Annotated in this window: 17 protein-coding genes; 9 read left to right on the top strand and 8 right to left on the bottom strand. The window is 68.6% G+C overall.

From position 1 onward, the window contains the following. Positions 1–420: 420 nt before the first annotated feature. Positions 421–1,722 carry a M50 family metallopeptidase gene (locus Aple_RS50025; protein WP_155351861.1) on the bottom strand — a complete coding sequence of 434 codons (1,302 nt, stop codon included), beginning with the start codon at positions 1,720–1,722 and terminating at the stop codon, positions 421–423. A gap of 185 nt (positions 1,723–1,907) precedes the next feature. On the opposite strand from Aple_RS50025, the gene Aple_RS50030 reads away from it, so the two are divergent. Further along, entirely contained in the window at positions 1,908–2,513 is a 606-nt protein-coding gene (locus Aple_RS50030; protein WP_155351862.1) for a response regulator transcription factor, read from the top strand. 661 nt (positions 2,514–3,174) lie between these two features. Here Aple_RS50030 and Aple_RS50040 read toward each other — a convergent pair. Beyond that, positions 3,175–4,287: a PP2C family protein-serine/threonine phosphatase gene (locus tag Aple_RS50040; protein WP_155351863.1), complete on the bottom strand. Its 1,113-nt coding sequence runs from the start codon at positions 4,285–4,287 to the stop codon at positions 3,175–3,177. 117 nt (positions 4,288–4,404) lie between these two features. Between Aple_RS50040 and Aple_RS50045 the strand changes: the two genes are divergently transcribed. Beyond that, the gene (locus Aple_RS50045; RefSeq protein WP_155351864.1) at positions 4,405–5,631 is read left to right on the top strand and encodes a GNAT family N-acetyltransferase; all 1,227 of its coding nucleotides are present in this window, start codon (positions 4,405–4,407) and stop codon (positions 5,629–5,631) included. Between the two features lie 34 nt (positions 5,632–5,665). Further along, entirely contained in the window at positions 5,666–5,842 is a 177-nt protein-coding gene (locus Aple_RS50050) for a hypothetical protein (RefSeq protein WP_155351865.1), read from the top strand. Here Aple_RS50050 and Aple_RS50055 read toward each other — a convergent pair. Further along, positions 5,825–6,292, bottom strand: a complete 468-nt coding sequence (locus tag Aple_RS50055; RefSeq protein ID WP_155351866.1) for a ribose-5-phosphate isomerase — start codon at positions 6,290–6,292, stop codon at positions 5,825–5,827. The genes Aple_RS50050 and Aple_RS50055 overlap by 18 nt on opposite strands. A 75-nt stretch (positions 6,293–6,367) precedes the next feature. Here Aple_RS50055 and def point away from each other — a divergent pair, with 75 nt between their 5' ends. Further along, a complete protein-coding gene (def, locus tag Aple_RS50060) occupies positions 6,368–6,856 on the top strand; it encodes a peptide deformylase (protein WP_155351867.1) in 489 nt (162 codons plus the stop codon). Position 6,857: 1 nt separating this feature from the next. On the opposite strand, the gene Aple_RS50065 is transcribed toward def, so the two are convergent. Then, positions 6,858–8,261: an aldehyde dehydrogenase family protein gene (locus tag Aple_RS50065; RefSeq protein ID WP_174890002.1), complete on the bottom strand. Its 1,404-nt coding sequence runs from the start codon at positions 8,259–8,261 to the stop codon at positions 6,858–6,860. Between the two features lie 570 nt (positions 8,262–8,831). Here Aple_RS50065 and pepN point away from each other — a divergent pair. Both pepN and Aple_RS50075 read left to right on the top strand, forming a co-directional pair. Further along, a complete protein-coding gene (pepN, locus tag Aple_RS50070) occupies positions 8,832–11,390 on the top strand; it encodes an aminopeptidase N (protein WP_155351869.1) in 2,559 nt (852 codons plus the stop codon). Positions 11,391–11,451: 61 nt separating this feature from the next. Then, positions 11,452–12,426, top strand: a complete 975-nt coding sequence (locus Aple_RS50075; protein WP_155351870.1) for a hypothetical protein — start codon at positions 11,452–11,454, stop codon at positions 12,424–12,426. Positions 12,427–12,508: 82 nt separating this feature from the next. Here Aple_RS50075 and Aple_RS50080 read toward each other — a convergent pair whose 3' ends face one another. Genes Aple_RS50080 through Aple_RS50090 form a run of 3 tightly spaced genes read right to left on the bottom strand, consistent with a single transcriptional unit; the run spans position 12,509 to position 14,606 of the window. Next, the gene (locus tag Aple_RS50080; protein WP_155351871.1) at positions 12,509–12,865 is read right to left on the bottom strand and encodes a TPM domain-containing protein; all 357 of its coding nucleotides are present in this window, start codon (positions 12,863–12,865) and stop codon (positions 12,509–12,511) included. Between the two features lie 5 nt (positions 12,866–12,870). Beyond that, a complete protein-coding gene (locus tag Aple_RS50085; RefSeq protein WP_155351872.1) occupies positions 12,871–13,158 on the bottom strand; it encodes a hypothetical protein in 288 nt (95 codons plus the stop codon). A 32-nt stretch (positions 13,159–13,190) separates the two neighbouring features. After that, a complete protein-coding gene (locus Aple_RS50090) occupies positions 13,191–14,606 on the bottom strand; it encodes an amidase (protein ID WP_155351873.1) in 1,416 nt (471 codons plus the stop codon). A 279-nt stretch (positions 14,607–14,885) separates the two neighbouring features. On the opposite strand from Aple_RS50090, the gene Aple_RS50095 reads away from it, so the two are divergent. From Aple_RS50095 to Aple_RS50105, 3 genes are all read left to right on the top strand, one after another. Then, the gene (locus Aple_RS50095; RefSeq protein WP_246265567.1) at positions 14,886–15,566 is read left to right on the top strand and encodes a nuclease-related domain-containing protein; all 681 of its coding nucleotides are present in this window, start codon (positions 14,886–14,888) and stop codon (positions 15,564–15,566) included. A gap of 131 nt (positions 15,567–15,697) precedes the next feature. Then, positions 15,698–17,536, top strand: a complete 1,839-nt coding sequence (ilvD, locus tag Aple_RS50100; protein ID WP_155351875.1) for a dihydroxy-acid dehydratase — start codon at positions 15,698–15,700, stop codon at positions 17,534–17,536. Between the two features lie 463 nt (positions 17,537–17,999). Next, the gene (locus Aple_RS50105) at positions 18,000–18,482 is read left to right on the top strand and encodes a helix-turn-helix transcriptional regulator (protein ID WP_155351876.1); all 483 of its coding nucleotides are present in this window, start codon (positions 18,000–18,002) and stop codon (positions 18,480–18,482) included. 510 nt (positions 18,483–18,992) lie between these two features. On the opposite strand, the gene Aple_RS50110 is transcribed toward Aple_RS50105, so the two are convergent. Then, a complete protein-coding gene (locus Aple_RS50110) occupies positions 18,993–19,214 on the bottom strand; it encodes an FmdB family zinc ribbon protein (RefSeq protein ID WP_155351877.1) in 222 nt (73 codons plus the stop codon). Positions 19,215–19,508: the final 294 nt, after the last annotated feature.

A 19,508-nucleotide genomic window follows, 5' to 3' on the forward strand; every position in this document is an offset into this window, starting at 1 on the left:
TCCCACCCACCCAGCCCATTTGTTCCCCTCGGGCTCCGCCCGACCCCGCCATCACCGTGGCCGCCCAAAGGAACGACACCCGCGCATCGCCGCCTCGTCGAAAGCTACGACCGGATCCGCGACCCGAGCCGGATCGGCGCGGGGCTGATCACCACCACCCGGCACGAGGCCTTCCGCCTCTCCCGCAAACCCGCAACGAACACCCGGTCGAACTCCCTGATTCTCCCCCCGGCCCTCCCTTGCTGCTCTCAGACTCCGCCCGACCCCACCATCACCGTGGTCGCCCACGCGAACAGACCGGCCGCCAAGCCAGATCACACTGACGACATCGGCGGAAACCACCCACCAAGCCAGATCACACTGACGACATCGATGGAGACCACCCGCCAAGCCAGATCACATTGACGGCATCGGTGGAGATCAGCCGCTGAGGCGGATGGGGTTGACGATGTCGGCGAAGATGAGCAAGCCGCCCATGAAGAGCAGGACGAGGGCCATCGCGTACGTGAGTGGAAGCAGTTTGGCCACGTCGACGTAGCCGGGTGTGGGGCGGCGGGTGATGCGGGCCCAGGCGCGTTTGAGGCCTTCCCACAGGCCGCCGGCGATGTGGCCGCCGTCGAGGGGAAGTAGCGGGATCAGGTTGAACATGCCGACGGCCAGGTTGAGGCCGGCCAGCAGGTTGATAAAGAAGATGATCTTGTTTTCCAGGGGAGCCGACGAGGCCGCGATCTCGCCGCCGATGCGGCCCGCGCCGACGACGCCGATCGGGCCGTTGGGGTCGCGCTTCTCACCGGAGAAGGCGGCGTTCCAGACGCCGACCATCTTGTGGGGGATGTCCACCATCGCGACGGCGGTCCTGGTGGTCATCTCCCACATCTCGGAGATCACATAGCCGGGACCCTGCCGTTCCATCACCTGTGTCGGCTCGACCCCGAGGAAACCGACCTTCACGAGTTTGTCGGGGTCGTTGAGGTCCGGCCGGTCTTGGGCGATCAGCTGGACATTGACCGGCACTTCGCGCCCGTCCCGTTCGACCACCAGGGTCGCCGGGCCGGCGCCGTGGCCACGGATCAGCTTCTGGGCGGCTTCCCAGGTGGTGATCCTGGTCCCCTCCACGGCCACGATCCGGTCTTGGGGCCGCAAGCCGGCCTTCGCGGCCGGGGACTTCGGGTCGGACGGCAGGCAGTCGCGCGTGCCCTGCTCGGCCGCCGGGATCACACACGCGCTGACCACGGAGAGCACCGGCTTCTGCACCTGCACCCCGAAGCCCATCATCACCACCGCGAACAGCACGAACGCCAGCAGGAAGTTCATGAACGGGCCGCCGGCCATGATGATGACCTTCTGCCACCAGGGTTTGCGGTAGAAGACCCGGTTCTGGTCGTCCGGGCGGATCTCCTCCGACGCCACCGCGCGGGCGTTCTCGATCAGGCTCTGCCAGGGCCCGGTGGAGACGCTGCGCAGCTTGTTCGGGTCGTCGCTGGCCCGGGGCGGCAGCATGCCGATCATCCGGATATATCCACCCAGCGGGATGTACTTCACGCCGTATTCGGTCTCGCCACGCCTGCGCGACCAGAACGTGCCACCGAAGCCGACCATGTACTGCGTCACGCGTACGCCGAAGATCTTGGCCGGAACCAGGTGGCCGATCTCGTGCAGAGCGATGGACACCATGAGTCCGACAAAGAGGAGCAAGAACCCGGCCAGATAGACCCAGCTCATCGGCGCGTACCCCCGTAGCGGAGAAAGGTGTCGTCTTCGATTGAGAGTAGCCCACCATCGCGAGCCTCGTGTCTGCCACTGATGGCCCGCCCTTCGCGGCCAGTTGACCGTGAGTTTGCCGAATGGGGAGATTTCGTTGACACTATGCATCGGGTCGATCACCCTGAGGTGAGGAAGGGGGCTCTTTGATCAGGATCCTGGTGGCCGAACACCTGCCGCTGGTCCGGCATGGTCTCGCCGTGTCGCTCGCCGCCGAGAGCGACTTCGAGGTCGTCGCCGAAATCGCGGCCGGAGAGGACATCGTGCCCACCGCCCTGGAGCTGAAGCCCGACGCCGCCGTCATCGACGCGGACCTGCCGGGTGTGGACGGGCTGACCGCCGCGGCCCGGCTGCACGAGAAGGTTCCCCGCTGCCGTGTAATGATCTTGTCAGGCCACCCCAACCCCGGCCAGGTGCGCCGCGCCTTCGCCGCCCAGGCGCTCGGCTACATGAGCATCCAGGTGGGGACGGAACAACTGGCCGAGGGCATCCGGCGGATCGCGGCGGGCCGCCGTGCGGTCGACTCCGACCTGGCGGTCGCGGCCCTCCAGACCGCCGACAATCCACTCACACCACGCGAACTCGACGTCCTCCGGATCGCGGCCCAGGGCGCACCATCCAAGGAAATCGCCGACCAACTGTTCCTGTCCGTAGGCACGGTCCGGAACCACCTGTCCCGGATCATGTGCAAAACAGGCGCCCGCAATCGGGTCGACGCGGTACGAATCGCAGCGGATTCGGGCTGGCTATAGGAGCACCCAACGCAGAAGCAGGTTGCCCAGTTACTCACCGTTATCCGCGCCGGTAACGCTGGCGGTGGTCCTCACCGCACCGGCGCCACGAGCAGCAGCGCTGTCTGGTGTCCTAAGCGAGACCCAGGTCGCCAGGTCACTCACCGTTACCCGGCGCCATCCACGCGGGTGCTGGCCCTCACCGCACTAGCCACGAGCAGCAGCGGCATTCTGTCTCTTAAGACACGCAGGTCGCCGGGTCACTCACCGATATCCGGCGCCGTCCGCGCAGGTGCTGGCCCTCACCGCACCGGCACCACGTACGAGCAGCAGCGGCGTTCTGTTTGGTTTCTAAGCGACACGCAGGTCGCCGTCATCCGGTGCCGTTCACGCAGGCGCTGGCCCTCACCGCATCGGCATCTTTCAGGCGTTCTTGGTAGAAGTAATCAGGAGACCGGGTCCCGGGTGAGCCGCGCCGCTCACCCGGGACCGGAATCGATGCCGGTTCACCTCGGGTACTCCCGGAAGCCGCCCCAGGGACCATCCCGGGGGCGTGGGAAGCACTCCGCCGGCGGCACCCCCGTGCTGCCGGAGGGTGATCACACCCGTGGCGTACTCCAGAATCTCAACCCGAGCAGCCCGTAACCAGTGACCACGAACACGCCCAGACCCATGAGGTTCGTCAGGGACGCCAGATCAGGACCAGCGCGCAGTCGTCGTTGTGCGCCGACGACATCGACGTCACCAACTGCCGCGCGCCACCCGCGAAACCAGACGGAAGCAGACGTTCTGCCTCCCCAAGGAGCCGGTCCAAGCCCGCGTCGATGTCCCGCCCAGGCTGCTCGATCAGGCCGTCCGTGTAGAGCATGAGCGCGTCACCCTTACGCAGCACCCCGCTGTCGGGCTCGCAGTGCAGATCGGGCACGACGCCCAGCACGACACCCTTCGCGGCGGAAACCCGCCAGGTACCCGTCCCCGAGTCGAACTTGACCACCGGCGGATGACCGGCCGAAGTGATCACGTACCCCCCGGTGGAGAGGTCGAGGCTGAGGTGCACGGCGGTGACGAAACCCTCACCCTCCCGCTGCCGGTGCAGGTAGGCGTTACAGGCGGGCAGGAAGTCCCGCACCGAGCCGAGCAGCCCGCCGAAGGTGCCGGAGAGCATCAACGCCCGGGTGCCCGCGTCCACACCCTTGCCGGAGACGTCCACGACCGCGATCTCGACCCGGTTGCCCTCCCGCATGGACACCACGAAATCGCCACCGAAGGAGGACCCGCCGGCCTGCTTGAGCACCACCTTGGCACCCCAGTCCTTCGGCAGCGCGGGCAGCTCGCTCTGCCGTTTGAGCCGATCCCGCAACTCCAGCAACATGGCGTCCCCGCGCAGACCCTGCACCCCGAGAGAACCCCGGGTGCGCGCCATCAGCCAGGCCAGCACAGCGGTGAAGCCCACCGCGATCAGCAAGCCAGGACCGACATACCGATCATCAGTGGAGACGGCCAAGTACGTGAGCGCGACAGCCACAGCGCACAGCAGCATCGCGAGGCTGCGCAGCTTGAGCTGAAGCCCGCCGAGCAGCGTGATGAGAATCAGCAGCGACGGCGAGAACCAGAGCACGGAGACCTTGACGCCGAGCACCCCGATGAGCAGGGTCGCGGCGACGAAGGCGACCAGCAGATGACGATCTTTCGACGAACTCTTCCTCACAAACCGGACCAGCGGCACCAAAAACGGCACCCGCACCAATATCGCGCGGAGCCGGGGAGGAATAAGCGGCACCGGACGGGAACTCATGATGCACTCGACTGTATCGGTCGACACCTCCGCAAGGCAGCCTCTTGACCAAGACCTTGATCATTTAGCACGGATATTGGGTGGCCGTCCCTCTTTGCCCGGGCCTACCGTGGAGCGGTGAATCACCCCTTACGTCCCATCTCCGAGGCCGAATGGCCCGCGTTCGTCGCAGTCCTCGAAGAAGCGTTCGCCGTCACATTCCACCCGGTGGAGATCGAGCGATTCAAGGCGCTCACCCCGATCGAGCGCACCCTCGCCGTCTTCGACGCGGACCTCCCGGTCGGCGTCACCGCCATCTTCGACTTCGACATGACGATCCCCGGCGGCACCCGCCTCCCCGTCGCCGGAGTCACCGCCGTGGGCGTGCTCCCCTCCCACCGCCGCCGCGGCATCCTCAACGCCCTGATGCGCCGCCAGCTCCAGGACATCAAGGACAGCGGCCAGTCCATCGCCGTCCTGTACGCCTCAGAGGCGGGCATCTACGGCAGATTCGGGTACGGCCGAGCCGCCGACACCGTCTTCTTCCGCATCCCCAAACACGGCTCCGCCTTCGTCAAGGACGCCCCCACCGACCCCGCGCTGCGCCTGCGCACCGCCATCCCCGCCCAGGCCCGCGCCGAGTTCGAGCAGGTCTTCGACGCCGTGTCCGGCACCCGCCCCGGCCTCTACACCCGCTCCCCCGAACGCTGGGACTCCCTCCTGGCCGACGAGGAGTTCGACCGCCGCGACGACGGCCGGCTGCGCAGCATCCTGGTCGAGGACGACGGCGGCGTGCGCGGCTACGCGCTCTTCAAGATCAAACGCGGCTTCACCGACCACGACGTGGCCGAGGGCGAGGTCCGCCTGATCGAACTGTTCGCCGTCGACCCCGCCGCCTACGCGCTGCTCTGGCGAAGCGTCCTGGACCGCGACCTCTGCTCCCGTTTGTACGCCTGGAACCGCCCGATCGACGACCCGATCCAGCACCTGATCGCCGAGCCGCGGAACCTGAACGCGGGCACCCTCGACGAGCTGTGGGCGCGCGTCGTGGACCTGCCCGCCGCGCTGACCGCGCGCGCGTACGCGGCCCCGGCCGAGCTGGTGATCGAGGTCGCCGACGAGCCCTGCCCGTGGAACGCGGGCCGCTGGCGGCTCGTCACGGCCAAGGGCACCTGCGAGCGCACCGACGACGCGCCCGACCTGAGCCTGCCCGTCCAGGTCCTCGGCGCGAGCTACTTCGGCGGCCGCTCACTCATGTCGTACGGCACCGCCGGCCTGGTCACCGAACACCGGCCAGGCGCGCTGCGGGAGCTGTCCACCGCGATGTCCTGGGATCCCAAACCGTGGGCGGGGCTGGTCTTCTAGCGGAATCGTCGGAGCAGCGCCGTACAGTACGAGCATGGCCTTGCAGAGCTTGCAGATCACGGCGATCACCGCGATGCGCGCCCGCGATGTCTCGCGCCCGACGGCCGAGCAGCAGGAGGCCGCCGATCGGCGGCCCCTGCGCGACGAGATGCCCAGGCGGGATACCCGCAAGCCTTCGCTGCCCCCGCGGGAGTTAGGGCAGGGGGGGTAGCTCGCCCGTCGCCTCGTAGTCGGTGAGCATGGTGATGCGGCGGGCGTGCCGCTCGGCCCCCGAGAACGGCGTGGCCAGGAACAGCTCCACGAACCGGGTGGCCTGCTCGACCGGATGCATGCGGGCGCCGATGCTGATCACATTGGCGTCGTTGTGCTCGCGGGAGAGCTTCGCCGTGTCCTCGTTCCAGGCCAGGGCGGCGCGGATGCCGGGCACCTTGTTGGCGGCGATCTGCTCGCCGTTGCCGGAACCCCCGATCACCACGCCGAGGCTGCCCGGATCCTCGGCCACGCCCGCGGCGGCGCGGAGCACGAAGGGCGGGTAGTCGTCCTCGGGGTCGAAGCCCGCCGGGCCGCAGTCGACCACCTCGTGGTGGTGCTCCTTCAGCCAGGAGACCAGGTGATTCTTCAGCTCGTAGCCGGCATGGTCGGAACCTATGTAGACGCGCACTCCGACAGTTTCTCAGGTCCACTAGAGTAATGGCCAACCACCCGGCTGACCTCTTACTCGTTCCTGGAGAGCGCGATGCGCGAGATCCGTTATCTTGGCGACCCGGTCCTGCGCACCGCGGCGGAGCCGGTCACGGAATTCGACCGTGACCTGCGCCGGCTGATCGACGAGATGTTCGCCACCATGTATCTGGCGAACGGGGTGGGCCTGGCCGGGCCGCAGATCGGCGTGCCGAAACGGCTGTTCGTCTACGAGATCACCAACCGCAAGGGCCACGTGGTGAACCCGGAGCTGACCATCGATGACCCGGACGAGGTGGTCGAGGAGGAAGGCTGCCTGTCGGTGCCCGGGCGGGAGACCGGCAAGCCGCTCTACGCGCCCACGCCGCGCGCGGCGGGCGTCACCGTGCGCGGCTTCGACCAGCTCGGGCGACCGCTCGCGATCACCGCCCGGGGCATGCTGGCCCGCTGCTTCCAGCACGAGTTCGACCACCTGGAAGGGCGGCTCTACGTGGATCGGCTGCCCAGGGACACGGCCCGCCAGATCATGCTGCAGACCCCCTGACTCACAGCTGCAGCGCCTTGATCTCCAGGAACTCCGCCAGGCCCGGCTCCCCCAGCTCGCGCCCGATGCCGGACTGCTTGTAGCCGCCGAAGGGCGCGAGCGCGTTGAACCGCCCGCCGTTGATCGACACCTGCCCGGTGCGCAGCCGCCGCGCCACGCTCACCGCGCGTTCCTCGCTGCCCGCCCAGACCGCCCCCGCCAGCCCGTACGGCGTGCCGTTGGCGATGGCCACGGCCTCATCCTCCGAGCCGAACGGCACGATCGACAACACCGGCCCGAAGATCTCCTCCTGCTCGATCGTCATCCCGGGCGCGACCCCGGCGAAGACGGTCGGCTCGACGTAGTACCCGCGCTCCAGCGGGTAGTCGGTGCCCCCGGTGACGAGCCGGGCGCCCTCCTCCTGCCCGGTGTTGATGTAGCGGATCACCCGATCCCGCTGGGCGGCCGAGACGAGCGGGCCGAGCCGGGTGCCCTCCGCGAACGGGTCGCCCACCGTGAACGTGCGGGCGGCGGCGACGGCGAGGGCGACCGCGTCGTCGTACTGGTCCCAGTGCACGAGCATCCGGGTCAGCGCCGAGCAGGTCTGGCCGGAGTTCACGTAGGCGTGCGACACCCCGGAGGCGACCGCTTTCTCCAGGTCCGCGTCCGGCAGGATGATATTGGCGGATTTGCCGCCCAGTTCGAGCGCCACCCGCTTGACGCTCTCGGCGGCCAGCGCGGCCACCCGCCGCCCCGCCCTGGTCGAGCCGGTGAAGGACACCACATCCACCAGCGGATGGCCGGCCAGGGCTTCGCCGACCACCGGGCCGGGCCCGCTGATCAGGTTGAACACGCCCGCCGGCAGCCCGGCGTCGTGCAGCACGTCGGCCAGCGCGTACGCGGCGAGCGGGGCCACCTCGCTGGGCTTGAGCACGACCGTGCAGCCGGCGGCGAGCGCCGCGGCGACCTTGCAGACGGCCTGGTGGAGCGGGTAGTTCCAGGGGGTGATCGCGCCCACCACCCCGGCCGGTTCGCGCAGGATGAGCGAGTTGCCCACCCGGCTCTCCGCGGCCAGCCCCTCGGCCATCTGCGCGTACGATTCCAGCACCCCCGCAGGCATCAACGTCTGCACCTTCAGCGCCAGGGAGTAGGGCGCGCCCATGTCGGTGGCGATCGTGGTGGCGATCTGGTCGGCCCGCTCCCTGAGCAGCGCGGCGGCGTCGGCGAGGAGCTCGCCGCGGTCGGCGGGCGAGGTCGCGGACCAGGGGATGAAGGCGGCGTGCGCGGCGTTGACCGCGGCTGCCACGTCACTCGGCGTGCCGGCCGGAACCTGGTCGATGACCTCCTCGGTGGCGGGGTTGATCACATCGACCACCTCGCCCGAGGTGGAAGGTGTCCAGGATCCGTTCACGTAAAGGTGACGCATGTACCTCATCCTTGCGCGGGGACTGTCAGATGGCGAGCGCACGAACCAGGAAGTGATGGCGTGTTTCACCTCCAATGGGGACATGCCCGATTGGAGCGCCCCCGGCCGGTCGCGTGCGGTCCCGCGCAGAGGCCGCCGCACGATCTTCACGTATTCATTTGAGAGTGTCTTAGCTCAGCGTACTGGCGCGACTACGCGGAAAGGCGCAGTCTTCCAAGATCGGTAGACACCCGCAATTCCACTAGAGAACGATTCAATTCCGAGAGGAATGTGAGTACCACTCAGAGGTAAACGTGCCTCTCCGAACGTTCGTTCGGGTGTCGAACGTCTGGTACGCCGTCCGGAAGGCCCACGGACAGATGGGGTCTAACCAGAAATCCACCAACTGCGCGTCTGACATTTGTTAGGTCTCGCAACTGGATTAGGGTTTGCATCGATCGACAACCGAAGTCAGAGTTCTCCCTATTCCAGGTAGGGCAAAACTTGATTGCGGCTTTGTCAGAGCGTCGTGGCAGGATTCAGGAGTCCCGTGGCGACGGAGCGGCGGGGTCGTGTGGATGAGGAGCGGATGTGGCAGGCAATCTGACCCGTGACGAGGCCCGGGAGCGCGCCCGGCTGCTGACCGTCCAGTCGTATGGGGTGGAGCTCGACCTGACTGAGGGCGAGGAGCGGTTCGAGAGCGTCACGACCGCCCACTTCACCTGTGCCCAGCCGGGGGCGGACACCTTCATCGATCTGCACGGCGCGCACCTGCGCTCGGTCGTGCTCAACGGAACCGAGCTGGACATCAGCGCGTATGACGCGGAGCGTGGCCGGTTCCCGCTGACGGGTCTGGCCGAGCACAACGAGGTGCGGGTCGACGCCGACGCGTCCTACATGCGCACCGGCGAGGGTTTGCACCGGTTCGTCGACCCGGTGGACCAGAAGGTCTACCTGCACAGCCAGTTCGAGACCGCCGACGCGCACCGGATGTACGCGTGCTTCGACCAGCCTGACCTCAAGGCCACCTTCGAGCTGACCGTCATCGCCCCGGGCGACTGGGAGGTCATCTCCAACGCGGCGCCCGACTCCGCCGCCGAACTCCCGGCCCACGAGGGCCGTCATGGCACGCTCCAAGCCGCCAAACGCTGGCACTTCCCCGCCACCCCGGTCATGTCCACCTACATCACCGCCCTGGTCGCGGGGCCGTATGCGGTGGTGAGGGACGAGCACGACGGCATCCCGCTGGGCCTGTTCGTCCGGCAGTCGCTGGCCGAGCATCTGGACGCGGACAACCTCTTCGCGGTCACCAAGCAGGGCTTCGACTTCTTCCACCAGGTGTTCGGGCTGCGCTACCCGTTCGGGAAATACGACCAGCTGTTCGTGCCGGAGTTCAACGCGGGCGCGATGGAGAACGCGGGCTGCGTGACGTTCCTGGAGGACTACGTCTTCCGGTCCCGGGTGACCGACGCCATCATCGAGCGCCGCGCGGAGACGCTGCTGCACGAGATGGCGCACATGTGGTTCGGCGACCTGGTCACCATGCGCTGGTGGGATGACCTGTGGCTGAACGAGTCGTTCGCCACCTACATGTCGGTGCTGTGCCAGGCCGAGGCCACCCGGTGGGGGCAGGGCGCGTGGACCACGTTCGCCAACGTGGAGAAGGCCTGGGCGTACCGGCAGGATCAGCTGCCGTCCACTCACCCGATCTCAGCCGACATCCCGGACATGCAGGCCGTCGAGGTCAACTTCGACGGCATCACCTACGCCAAGGGCGCCAGCGTGCTCAAGCAGCTGGTCGCCTACGTGGGCCTGGACAACTTCCTGGCCGGGGTGCGCGACTACTTCAACGAGCACGCCTGGGGCAACACCGAGCTGAAGGACCTGCTCGGGGCGCTGGAGCGCACCTCGGGACGTGACCTGTCGTCGTGGTCCAAGGAGTGGCTGGAGACCGCCTGGGTCAACACGCTCCGCCCGTCCTTCGAGGTGGACGCGACCGGCAGGTTCACCAGCTTCGAGGTGCTGCAGGAGGCGCCGCCCGCATATCCGACCCTGCGCTCGCACCGCGTCGCCATCGGTCTGTACTCGATGGAGGAGGGCAGGCTGGTCCGGGTCAAGCGGGTCGAGCTGGATGTGGTCGGCGCCAGGACCTCGGTGCCCGAGCTGGTCGGCGAGGCTCGCCCCGACCTGGTGCTGGTCAACGACGACGACCTGACCTACGCCAAGATCCGCCTCGACGAGGCCTCGCTGGCCACCCTGGTGGGCGGCGGCATCGTCGCGTTCACCGAGTCGCTGCCGCGCGCGCTGTGCTGGTCGGCGGCGTGGGACATGACCCGCGACGGTGAAATGGCCACTCGCGACTACGTGCGCCTGGTGACCTCGGGCATCGACGCGGTCGGCGACATCACCGTGCTGCAGACCGTCCTGCGCCAGGCCCGCCTCGCGGCCCAGCAGTATGCGGCGCCCGAGTGGCGGTCCACCGGCATCGCCCAGCTGGCCACCACCCTGCGCGAGCTTTTCAACGGCGCCGAGGCCGGCTCGGACCGCCAGCTGGCCTACCTCAACGCGTTCTCGGCCGTGGCCACCTCGGCCGAGGACCTTGCGATCCTGGAGGGCATCCTGTCCGGGACGGCCGTGCCCGACGGGCTGACCGTCGACGCCGACCTGCGCTGGACGCTGACCCACGCGCTGGTCTCCGGCGGGGTGCTCGGCGGGGCCGACATCGACGCCGAATTGGTCAGGGACGCGACCGCCACCGGCGAACGGTCGGCGGCGGCGGCCAGGGCGGCCATCCCGACCGCGGCGGCCAAGGCGGAGGCGTGGGCGGCCATCACCGGCGGCGCGCTGAGCGGCGCGCTGCTGCGCTCCACCGTGCAGGGCTTCATGGATCCGCACCACGTGGACCTGCTGGAGCCCTACGGCGCGGCCTACTTCGAGGAGGTCGGCCAGATCTGGAAGTCCTGGACGTCTGACATGGCGCAGACGTTCGCGATCGGCTGCTACCCGGCGCTGCTGATCTCGCAGGACACGATCGACCGCACCCAGGAGCTGATCACGGCCTCCCAGCCGCCGCACGCGCTGCGCCGGCTGCTGCTGGAGGGCGCGGACGGGGTCGGCCGGGCCCTGCGCGCCCAGGCCAAGGACGCCTGAAGCACCAGGGGAGGCCCGGGGCGACCCGGGTCTCCGGCCGGGTCCATGAGAGAGTGACCTGATGGAGTCAGCCCAGGACCTGCTGGTCGCTCTCGCCCGGAGGTACTCGTTCGGGGACGTGGGGGCGCTGGCTCCAGCGGTTCTGGCCAATCCGGTCAAAGCCGCCCATGTCTCGGCGGTCTGCGAGTTCGGGCAGCGGCTGCTGACACTGGACGCGGAGGATTTCGCCAGCGAGCTGGACGTGCCGACGATCCCGGCCGATCTCCGCCGCCGGGCCCGGGCCTGCCACATGCCGCAGACGCCCAAGGGGCAGCCGCGCGGCGCGCTGGATTCGCTGCGCCCGGCGTATGCGCTGTTGCTTGAGGTGATCAAGGTCCGCTGGGACCAGCGCGAGCTGAGCGCCATGATGGCCGCGCTGCACATCGCTGCGGAATACCTGCCGCTGCTGGCGTACGAGACGGCGCTCGGCCATTCCGGCGATCCGGCCCGCTGGCCGGAAGGGCTGCGCGCGCCCGGCAGCAGGTTCGGCGTGATCGGCGACCGCGACTGCGACCACACCCGCTCCGAGCAGTCGGCGACCGAGCGCACCCTCCGGGTGGCGGGCGAACCCGGCGAAGGCTGGCGCGCCTACTTCGACCGGCAGCACAGCCAGGTCGCCGGCGCGCTGGCGACCTGCGTCGCCAAATGCCGCAATCCCTGCCCCGCCATCGAGTGGGTGCCCGACCGCGACAACCTCGCCCTGCGCTGCCGCGTCGCCCTCACCTTCGCCGAAACCCCGCTGGTACGGCTCCGCCACGCGGCCCCGGTCGGCCACGGCTTCGGCGTGCCCTCCCCGGAGGAGGTGCTGGACGCCTGGCAGCGCAGCCGGGGCGCGCTGGCCAAGAACGGCATCGGGCACCAGGTCATGCGCGGGGACGGCTTCCCGCTGGCCGGGCTACCCAGCCTGTTCTCCGCCATCGCCGACGCGAACCTGCGCCCGGCACGCCTGCTCGCCGACGTGTCCGAGCATGTGATCTCGCTGTTGCGGAGCTATTAATGAGAAAGTCGTGATCTGGACAGCCGCAGCGGTGAATCGCCTGGTCGGCGGCTACGCGGCTGGCTATGGGACGGGTTTCTCATTAACCACGGGCGCGGCCGGCGAGGGCGCCGATGCCGCCGGCCAGGCCGCCCATCAGGTCGCCGACGCTGAACCTGGTCGCCATGGACATGGCCACCAGACGGCAGTCGCCGTCGGAGAGCCGTTGCCTGGCCAGCTCGCCGGTGACGATCTCCAGGCCGCGCCCGGCCGTGTCCACCATGATCAGCACCGAGTACGGCGCCTGCGCGCCCAGCGCCGCGTGCAGGCGTTCGGCGAAGTGCCGCCGCGGGCCCTGGGAAGGACCGGTGTACACGGCGAAATGCAGCCCGGTCCTGATGTTCGCGTTTCGCACGACCGTACGGATGTCGACGGCCTGAAGTGTGGAGAGCATTGCCATCTAGATCACCACCCCGCCGATGCGCCGCCGACGTGGCGGCCGGGTTCCGCGGTCTCGGCCAGCGCGGGCCAGTCCACGTGCGGTGGATCGCCCCGCGGGACGACGGTGGTCAGCTCCAGCAAGGAGCGTCCCACCCCGTGCTCGGTGTCGTACGGCCCGCCGATCCAGACGACCTCGTCCTTGTTCCGGCGCCGTTTCCGACCGGACAATACGAGCACCAGCAGCCCGACGACCACGAATATCGTGCCGGACGTGATGACAAGAAACGCAAGAATTTCCGGCGCACTGTCCATATATCGACATTACGCCGGAGTTCGAACATTTCCTAGTCCCAGATCTGCGGTCTCCGGTCTCCCCAGAATCCTCCGACGGACGCCTCTACCTGCGACGACAGGGAAATCAGGAGGCCCTCCTCGCCGTACCGGCCGGAAAGCATGACGCCGATGGGCAAACCCTCGGGAGTCCAATAGAGCGGCAAATTCACGGCCGGTTGCCCGCTGACATTGCTGGTGGCGGCAAAGGGAGCGAAAGCTTTCATTCGCTCGAAAGTCTCCTTGGGGTCGTCGACGTCCTCGAACCAGCCGACCGGGGCCGGGGGCTGGGTGACGGTGGGGGTGAGGACGGCGTCGTACTCGTCGGTGATCAGCAGTGCGAACCGGGTGGCTAGCTGGAGCGCCGACTGGGCCTTGAGGAAGTCGGGGGCGGGCGTGAGGAAGCCGCGCTCGCGCAGCCAAGCGGTCAGCGGGCGGAGCTGGGACTCCAGCTCCTCGGCGACCGGGTGCATGCAGGCGAAGCTGAACCACATGCGCTCGAACTCGGGCACCATGTCCGGGCCGAACGGCGAGGCGATGTCGACGATCTCGTGCCCCAGGCCCGCCAGCACGGCGGAGGCGCTCTCGTAGGCGGCGCGCACCTCCGGGTGCACCTCGGCGTCGGCGACCACCGGGTCGATGTAGCGGGCGATGCGGAGACGGCCGGGGTCGCGCCCGGCGTACGCGGTGAAGGAGCCGAGGGCGGGCGGCGGCGCGTAGTAGAGGTCGCCCGGGTTGTTGTGGGCCATCACGTCCAGCAGGGCGGCGGCGTCGGCGACATCCCGGGTGATCGGGCCGTTGGTGGACAGGCCCGCCAGGTCCGGGACGATCGGGGCGAACGAGATGCGGCCACGGCTGGGCTTGATGCCGTACAGACCGCAGACGGAGGCCGGGATGCGGATCGACCCCGCTCCGTCACTGCCCTGCGCGGCGGGCGCGAGCCCGGCGGCCACAGCCGCCGCTGCGCCCCCGCTGGAACCACCCGCCGACCTGGTCACATCCCACGGAGTGCGGGCCGGCTCGCTGATCGCGGTCTCGGTGTAGCACGGCAAACCGAACTCTGGCGTGCTGGTCTTACCCAGCATGATCGTTCCCGCGTCCCGCAAGCGGTCCACCACGCTGTCGCTGACCGGGGCGACGAACCCCTCATACGTGGCCGAACCAAAGTAGATCGGCACGTCCTTCACCAGATTGAGATCTTTGATCGGAATCGGCACGCCGAACAGCGGACGCTTCGCCGGATCCTGCTTCTCCAGCTGTCGTGCCTGGTCAAGTGCCATCTCAGCGGTCACGGTGACATAGGCGCCCACTGACGCGCCAAGCCTGTCGATACGGTCCAAGTAGTGCTCAGTGATCTCAACCGGGGACAGTTCACGGTTCCGTACGGCCGCCGCCAACTCCAGCGCGGTAAGGTCATGAATGCTGGTCACGCTACTGAACGGTAAGCGGCCGACGCGGAGATATCTAGAGATGGTGCCCACAAATGGTCCATGCGAATCTGCAGAAGCGGGCCACAAAAGTATGAACCAGGCAACACTAGGCAACCTCTTGGCGGCTCAACTACCGTGAGTGACGTGGATACCGGTCTAGCGCCCGATGAGGGTCACGATACGTCACCGATCTGGGTGAGCGATCGTGAACGATCCTCGACGCGACCTGATGCGCCCGCGTCGACGTATGCGCCCGTAGAGCGCGCATCCCTGCAGAGCATGCTCAAGCAGCCCAAATACCAGCATCTGCGGCGACGTGCCCTGATCGCTGTAGCGGCCGGAGTCGTCTTCGGCGTGCTGCTGCTGAGCTGGCGCGTCGGACTCACCGCCGCGATCCTCGCGGCCATCGCGGACACCGTCTATCGGGCCAGGACCGCCTCTTCGGTCCCCGCCTGGCGGCGTCCCTCGGTGGCCGAGCGGCGGACCGAGGGCCAGCTCAAGAAATTGGAACGCGGCGGCTACAGGACTCTGCACGCCCGCGCCATCCCCAACAGCGACGCCCAGATCGACCACCTGGTCGTCGGGCCCACGGGGGTGTATGCGGTCGACTCCGAGAAGTGGGACAGGCGGCTGCCCGTGCGCGTGCAGTCGCACCGCAAGCTGTTCCACGGCCCCTTCAACCAGAAACCCCGCCTCGACGAGGCCCGCTGGGAGGCGAACCAGGCCAGCGACCTGATCACCCAGGCGCTCGGCCGCGAGGTCACGGTCGTGCCGTCCCTGGCGATCTACGGCCCCGCCATCCCCTGGCGAATCCTCAACATCCGGGACGTGGACGTCTTCTCCGGCGGCCTGGTCCGCAAGTGGATCACCAAACGGGAGAAGTCCCTGACCACGGCCGAGATCGACTCGATCTACCAGGCCGCGGAACGCGTCCTCCCACCGCGCTACGGCGACGACTGAGTTTCGTCTGGTACGGCCTGCGCCAGGTTTGGCGTGGGCCGTACCGCTTTGTGGGATGGACGTCTCAACGACTGGGCGGTGGGTCGTAGCATGGGGAGACTCAGAATCGTCTTCCGATGGGAGTCCCGGCCATGCCCGCCCTCAGGTCTCGTACGGTCACTCACGGCAGGAACATGGCCGGAGCCCGGGCCCTGCTCCGGGCGACCGGGGTAGCCGGCAGCGATCTCGGCAAGCCGATCATCGCCGTCGCCAACAGTTTCACCCAGTTCGTGCCCGGCCACGTGCACCTGCGCGAGGTCGGCGACGTGGTGGCCGGGGCGATCCGGGAGGCGGGGGCGATCCCGCGCGAGTTCAACACCATCGCCGTGGACGACGGCATCGCGATGGGCCACGGCGGCATGCTCTACTCGCTGCCGTCCCGGGAGCTGATCGCCGACGCGGTCGAGTACATGGTGAACGCGCACTGCGCGGACGCGCTGATCTGCGTCTCCAACTGCGACAAGATCACCCCAGGCATGCTGCTGGCCGCGTTCCGGCTGAACATCCCCACGATCTTCGTCTCCGGCGGGCCCATGGAGGCGGGCAAGACTCCCGGGCGGAAGCTGGACCTCATCGACCCGATGATCGCCGCCGCCAACGACAGCGTCTCCGACGCCGAGCTGCTGGAGATGGAGGAGAACGCCTGCCCGACCTGTGGCTCGTGCAGCGGCATGTTCACCGCCAACTCGATGAACTGCCTGGCCGAGGCGATCGGCCTGGCGCTGCCCGGCAACGGCACCATCCTGGCCACCCACCTGGCCCGTAAGAAGCTGTTCCAGGACGCCGGGCGGCGGCTGGTGGAGATCACCCGGCGCTACTACGAGGACGACGACGAGAGCGTGCTGCCGCGCAGCATCGCCACCAAGGACGCGTTCGAGAACGCGATGGCCCTGGACGTGGCCATGGGCGGCTCGACCAACACGATCCTGCACATCCTGGCCGCGGCCCGGGAGGCCGAGGTGGACTTCGGCCTCAAGGAGATCAACGAGATCTCGCTGCGGGTGCCGTGCCTGTGCAAGGTGGCCCCGGCGACCGCGAAGTACCACGTCGAGGACGTGCACCGGGCCGGGGGCATCCCCGCGATCCTGGGCGAACTGGACCGGGCCGGGCTGATCCACCGCGACGCGCTGACCGTCAACGGCGGCACCATGGCCGACCTGCTGGTCCAGTGGGACGTGAAGTCGCCGACCGCGATCCCCGAGTCGGCCGAGTTGTGGCACGCCGCGCCCGGGAACGTGCGGACCGTCAAGCCGTACTCGCAGGAGGCGCGCTGGGACACGCTGGACCTGGACCGGGCCGAGGGCTGCGTGCGCGACGCCGAGCACGCCTACACCCGCGACGGCGGCCTCGCCGTGCTGTACGGCAACATCGCCGTCGAGGGCTGCATCGTGAAGACGGCCGGGGTGGACGAGTCGATCTGGCGCTTCTCCGGGCCCGCCGTGGTCTTCGAGTCGCAGGAGGACGCGGTGGAGGGCATCCTCGCCAACCGCGTGCGCGAGGGCGACGTCGTGGTGATCCGCTACGAGGGCCCGAAGGGCGGCCCCGGCATGCAGGAGATGCTCTACCCGACCTCCTTCCTCAAGGGCAAGGGCCTCGGCAAGGCCTGCGCCCTGGTCACCGACGGCCGCTTCTCCGGCGGCACGTCCGGCCTCTCCATCGGCCACGCGTCCCCCGAGGCGGCGGAAGGCGGCGCGATCGCCCTGGTCGAGGACGGCGACATCATCGAGATCGACATCCCCGGCCGCTCGATCGACCTCAAGGTCAGCGAGGCCGACCTGGCCACCCGCCGCGAAAACCTCCTCACCGACCTCGGCCGCTACCGCCCCCGCGACCGCAACCGCCCGGTCACCGCGGCCCTCCAGGCATACGCGGCCCTGACCACCTCAGCATCCACGGGCGCGTCCCGCGACCTGTCCCAGCTATCCCGCTGACCACCGTCCTTCAGATAGTTCCACCACAGGTTCACGGACACGCCCGCGACCTCGCTCTGGGTCTAGTACAACTTCGCTGAGCGTTCGCGGGCGTGTCCGTACTCCCTCGCGGCCACGCTGCAGCCCAAAGCAGCCACGCCGAGCATTCACGGGCGCGCCCGTACTTCCTCGCGGCATGTCCCACCAGCCACCCAGCCCCTCCGCAGCTCAGGGCGGCCGCACCCAAGCGTTCACGGGCGCGCCCGCAATCCCTCGCGGCATGTCCCACCAGCCACCCAGCCAGCCCGGAGCCCAGGACAGCCGCACCGAGCATTCACGGGCGCGGCCGCGACCTGTCCCCAACGGCTGCTGCGGCCACGCCGCGGGTTTCGCTGGGCGGCCGGGCTTGCTGAGGCCCTCGGTTCTACTGATTCCTCAAGCGTGCGTTCGAAAAATGTCAGTGCTGCTCGGTAAAATCTGGGGTATGGCCAACGTCATTAGGCACACGGGGTCGTTGACGACCGCCGAAATCGCCGCGCTCGCGCTCTCGCTCGCCCACCTCGGCACGGGCCCGCAGTCCGTGACGGCCCGCCGCGGGCTCCGGCACGCATTCGAACACCTCGACCTCGACGACGACGTGATCGCGACCACCCTCTCCACCCTGACCACGCCGATGCCCCCCGACGTCGCCCGCCGCGCCCGCGCGGTCGCCGGCGCCATCACCACCCGCCAGGTGGTCCGTATCCAGTATCTGGACGCCGGCTCCACCCTCACCGTCCGCGACGTAGAGCCGGTGACCTGCCTGGTCCACCGCGACTACTGGTATCTCGTCGGCTGGTGCCGCCTCCGCCGAGGCATCCGCGCCTTCCGCTTCGACCGCATCATCTCGGTCGAGCCCACCGACATCCCGGCCCGCCCCCACCTACCCGAGCGCTACTTACCTTTCCAGCGCCGCAAGGTCGCCTGACACCCTCCTGGCGATCATCAGACGCTCTGCCAGGCACACGTCCAGCGACGTGGGCCTGGCCGGGCTCGGCGGGATCCTTGTCGCCCTTGGCCTGGCTGACGTTGTCGGTCACTGCCACTTGGGTTTTCACCGGGCACTCACGTGGTGCCTGTGACCCTCCCTGCGGTCACGGCGCTCACGCCGGGCGCTCGTGTAGCTCCCTTGCTGGGTTACGGGGCCCATACCGGGCGCTCGCGTAGCCCTCGCTGGGGTTACGACGCTCGCGCCGGGCGCTCGTGTAGCTCCCTTGCTAGGTTACGGGGCCCATACCGGGCGCTCGCGTAGCCCTCGCTGGGGTTACGACGCTCGCGCCGGGCGCCCGCGTAGTGGCTTTGCTAGGTCACGACGCTCACGCGGGCGCTCGTGTATTGCCCTCGCTGGGTGACGGGGCTCACAGCGGACGCTCGTGTAGTGCCCTTAGCCCGCGGCGCTCTGGACGGCCGAACTTAGCTGCATCCGGTAGCTAGGCGATCAGCCGCAGCAACCGCCGCCACAACATCCTCCGCCGCCGCCACCGGAAGCACGTGGCGCGGCTCCTGCCGACGCGGCCCCCGTCACCGCCACAGTGGACAGCAGCTTCACCGTGTCGTCATGCCCATCCGGACAGGTCGCAGGCGCGTTCGCCTCGGCCATCGGACGGTTCAACTCAAACGTGGAACCACAGGACCGACACCGAAAGTCATAGCGAGGCATACGCGCATCATAATCCGTGCCGTGACCACCTTGGCGGCGCGTGCGCGCAAGAAGCCACCGGCCAGGAACGGCCACGACTCCGGTGCATTTCAGTCGCCTTCTGACCGCCTATTGATCGCCGTGGAACTCCCACCCACCCAGCCCGTTTACTTTCCCCTCGGGCTCCGCCCGAACCCACCATCGCTGTGTGCCCCCACACGAAACGAAAACCACAGCACCGGACCTCTCCCTCCCGCCCACCCACAACTTCCAGCTGGGAGCTCCGGTCGCTCGTAGGAAACCCCATCCCATATC

The organism is Acrocarpospora pleiomorpha, from assembly GCF_009687885.1.
Classification (GTDB): Bacteria; Actinomycetota; Actinomycetes; order Streptosporangiales; family Streptosporangiaceae; genus Acrocarpospora; species Acrocarpospora pleiomorpha.

Excerpts from the sequence above, each read along its gene's own strand:
- Aple_RS50025 (WP_155351861.1), bottom strand. The coding sequence starts at position 1,722 with ATGAGCTGGGTCTATCTGGCCGGGTTCTTGCTCCTCTTTGTCGGACTC.
- Aple_RS50040 (WP_155351863.1), bottom strand. The coding sequence starts at position 4,287 with ATGAGTTCCCGTCCGGTGCCGCTTATTCCTCCCCGGCTCCGCGCGATA.
- Aple_RS50050 (WP_155351865.1), top strand. The coding sequence starts at position 5,666 with ATGGCCTTGCAGAGCTTGCAGATCACGGCGATCACCGCGATGCGCGCC.
- def (WP_155351867.1), top strand. The coding sequence starts at position 6,368 with ATGCGCGAGATCCGTTATCTTGGCGACCCGGTCCTGCGCACCGCGGCG.
- Aple_RS50065 (WP_174890002.1), bottom strand. The coding sequence starts at position 8,261 with ATGCGTCACCTTTACGTGAACGGATCCTGGACACCTTCCACCTCGGGC.
- Aple_RS50075 (WP_155351870.1), top strand. The coding sequence starts at position 11,452 with ATGGAGTCAGCCCAGGACCTGCTGGTCGCTCTCGCCCGGAGGTACTCG.
- Aple_RS50080 (WP_155351871.1), bottom strand. The coding sequence starts at position 12,865 with ATGGCAATGCTCTCCACACTTCAGGCCGTCGACATCCGTACGGTCGTG.
- Aple_RS50085 (WP_155351872.1), bottom strand. The coding sequence starts at position 13,158 with ATGGACAGTGCGCCGGAAATTCTTGCGTTTCTTGTCATCACGTCCGGC.
- Aple_RS50095 (WP_246265567.1), top strand. The coding sequence starts at position 14,886 with ATGCTCAAGCAGCCCAAATACCAGCATCTGCGGCGACGTGCCCTGATC.
- ilvD (WP_155351875.1), top strand. The coding sequence starts at position 15,698 with ATGCCCGCCCTCAGGTCTCGTACGGTCACTCACGGCAGGAACATGGCC.
- Aple_RS50105 (WP_155351876.1), top strand. The coding sequence starts at position 18,000 with ATGGCCAACGTCATTAGGCACACGGGGTCGTTGACGACCGCCGAAATC.
- Aple_RS50110 (WP_155351877.1), bottom strand. The coding sequence starts at position 19,214 with ATGCCTCGCTATGACTTTCGGTGTCGGTCCTGTGGTTCCACGTTTGAG.